The sequence below is a fragment of the Cloacibacillus sp. genome, assembly GCA_036655895.1.
GTDB lineage: Bacteria > Synergistota > Synergistia > Synergistales > Synergistaceae > JAVVPF01.
The window spans coordinates 1-2,702 of sequence record JAVVPF010000092.1; the positions used below are offsets into that span (position 1 = coordinate 1).

The following is a 2,702-nucleotide window of genomic DNA, read 5'->3' on the forward strand; positions in this document are numbered from 1 at the left end:
GCGCCTGTGTTTCTAATTACTCTTTGTGATAATTTTGTTACACGGGATATATCTTTTCGGGCAAATGGCTCCGCGAAGCCTTGCAATCACCATACCGCCTGTACATAACTGGTGCACTAGCCGAGGGCGCCATCATTGAGTCAGGCGAAAACGCCAACGGACGGTACATTAAATGGGCGGATGGGACGATGATTTCGTTAATTACATGCATCGTCCCGTTTAGCTCGGCGCTTGTGCTGGAAAAGGTTGTCACACTGCCCATTACTTATGTTAGCGTTGATGCCGTCTTAGCTTCGCGCGAAGCTGGTGTATCGGACACGAATAAATATGCAATTTCGGTTGGAGCTAGCCCCGATACTACGTCACGTCTACTTGTCCGCGCTTTAAAAGAACCTGGCTCCAATGTGTTTTACGCAGGTAATACCCTGTGTGTATATGTTGCAGTAATAGGCCGCTGGAAGGCGTGAGGCGGGGCTATTTCCAGCGACCTACGGCCATGATGTTTACCTCTATTGCTGTGATGTAATAAGCGTTACCGGCTTTAACAGACGCTCCGGGTGAAGTATAAGCCATGCTACCACCTGTGTTGTATATACCAAGTCCATCGGCATACGAAAATAACCCTATGCAGCTCATATAATTATTGCTTATATTGGAATCGTTGTTTGTAGCGCTTATCCTAAGAAATGTCCACCCAGGTTTACTGTTACCGACAAAAGCCGCCGCGGGGATTTCATCTCCTAAACGTAAAATATATGAATCAGGAGAGATGTTTAAGTTATTTCTAGTTATAGTTTTGGTGCAAATCATGGTTCCGTCAGCGAATTTTGTGTACCTGCCGTTGGCATTATTGCCGGACTCAATAATGGCGCCCTCGGCTAGTGCACCAGTTATGTACAGACGCTCCGCAGGAGCTTTGCCGTTCGCGTCAAGCTTCAGCAGCCCATCTGCCGAGTTCGTCACCACATTCGCCAAGTCGATTTTTCCGTCCGCGTCCTTTGCTTCGCCAAACTTTCTAAGCGCGTTGTAGTTCGATACACCGTCGCCTATAGCATATTCCACGCTGCCGACGTATAACCTGTCTTTTACTATTATCAGCACGCCTTCCGGCACTACAGGGTTTGTAGCTGTCCACGCCACGTGACTGTTCCTCGTAGGCGCAGTCAATTTGTTCTCTCTTGTCAAGGTTGTCATTTTCTTCCTCCTTTATATCGTTGTACCGCCGTCTGCTATATCGGCGTTAGTGATAAGCAGCTGCCATTTTGCGGGGGCTGTGTCTGGCGATTCTCCGGCTATCGTTGCCACGACACAGCAATAGAGTCTATTACTGTAAGTAACCGCGTCCAGAAAGCTGTAAGCGGACGCGGCGCTGTATACGCCTTTAGGCAGCATTGCTATGCGCACGGGTGTAAGAGCTGCCATAACTTAACCTGTAACAAGACAAAGCTGACCGCTTGCGTTGAGTGATGCGGATACTATGCTTAGTCCCTGCGCGCCCGTGTCGCCTTTTAGTCCGGTGTCGCCCTTGTCGCCCTTTAAGCCGTTGGCGCCAGTATCGCCTTTGTCGCCTTTAACGCCCGGAGCGCCTGTGGTTCCGCGCGGTATAGCAATATTGAGCACCGCGGCGTTTACTGTTCCTACGTTTGTAACGGTGGCGGCGCTTCCCTCGGCTCCCGTCGTAACAGCGCCTATTGTTATAGTAGCGGCGTCGCCCTTCAATCCGTCAGAACAAAGTTCAAACCAATCTGCGGCCGCAAATGCTTTGGCCGTAATACCCTCAAATACTTTGCATACATAGCTTTTGCCGTCGTATTTTACAATGTCCAGAAAACTGTATGCGGATGATGCGCTGTGTGCGCCCTTGGGGACTAACGCTGCTCTTACGGGTGGTAAATTTGCCATGTTGTATCTCCTCCTGTTGTAAATATTCTGTCCTAATCTGTGACAAAGATTATTTCGCCGTTATCTTGCAGTGTTGCGGATATTATGCTGCGCCCGCGCAGAGCCTCCGCAATCATGGGATTGACTTTGTACCACTCGTCGGGAGTAGTCATACCGTCATTTACACGGTCAATAAACAATACCGTCGACGCACTGCCGCCATCCGACGTAAGGTAAGCAAAGTCGGCGCCGTCCCCGCCATCAGCCACCCCCACAAGGACAAAAAACGTGCTGAAAAAATTCTCATTGCCTCCGTGGAATACATCCGCTATCTTCTGATACCACCGAGCAGATGTCGCCGCACAAAAACAAGACTGCTGCGCCCACTCCTCAGCCGTCGCAATACAGGCATTCAAAGCCACAAGCGATTCAGCAGTCTTTGCATCCACATGTGCGTCAAAACCATCAACATAAGCGATTGTCTGGTCGCGGATACTACGTGCCTCCTCCACAGCAACCAGCAGCGCCTCATAAGCCGCGCCTCCGCCAGACTGGTCCACGCCCCCCACCACAGCGCGGCTCATCAGCTCATTCAGCTGCTGGATCATCATTACGATCTTATCGAACGTCTGCTCGTGCGTTTCTGCAAAAAACGCGCCTTGATTCTCCAGATCAGTATCCTGAATAATCGGCAGCTCACGGAGCAAAATAATCTTGTCCTGATCCGAAAGCGGCGCTTCCCCCGTACCGTAGACCGGATAAGTCACCGTCCGCGCCGCCTCATTCAACACAAAACCACGTTCAAGCCGCACGGGTTCCGC

General features: G+C 50.7%; 4 protein-coding genes. All 4 read right to left on the reverse strand.

What is annotated here, in order from left to right; translation table 11 throughout:
• Window positions 1-474: 474 nt before the first annotated feature.
• A complete protein-coding gene (locus RRY12_12875) occupies window positions 475-1,194 on the reverse strand; it encodes a hypothetical protein (protein ID MEG2185567.1) in 720 nt (239 codons plus the stop codon).
• A gap of 12 nt (window positions 1,195-1,206) precedes the next feature.
• Window positions 1,207-1,422: a hypothetical protein gene (locus RRY12_12880; GenBank protein MEG2185568.1), complete on the reverse strand. Its 216-nt coding sequence runs from the start codon at window positions 1,420-1,422 to the stop codon at window positions 1,207-1,209.
• Window positions 1,423-1,425: 3 nt separating this feature from the next.
• The gene (locus RRY12_12885) at window positions 1,426-1,902 is read right to left on the reverse strand and encodes a collagen-like protein (protein ID MEG2185569.1); all 477 of its coding nucleotides are present in this window, start codon (window positions 1,900-1,902) and stop codon (window positions 1,426-1,428) included.
• A 32-nt stretch (window positions 1,903-1,934) separates the two neighbouring features.
• Window positions 1,935-2,702, reverse strand: a 768-nt coding sequence (locus RRY12_12890) for a hypothetical protein (GenBank protein ID MEG2185570.1), incomplete at its 5' end; no start/stop codon positions are given.

What these genes read in the sequence shown, in the direction of transcription:
- RRY12_12880 (MEG2185568.1), bottom strand. Translation starts at nt 1,422, where the DNA reads ATGGCAGCTCTTACACCCGTGCGCATAGCAATGCTGCCTAAAGGCGTA.
- RRY12_12875 (MEG2185567.1), bottom strand. Translation starts at nt 1,194, where the DNA reads ATGACAACCTTGACAAGAGAGAACAAATTGACTGCGCCTACGAGGAAC.
- RRY12_12885 (MEG2185569.1), bottom strand. Translation starts at nt 1,902, where the DNA reads ATGGCAAATTTACCACCCGTAAGAGCAGCGTTAGTCCCCAAGGGCGCA.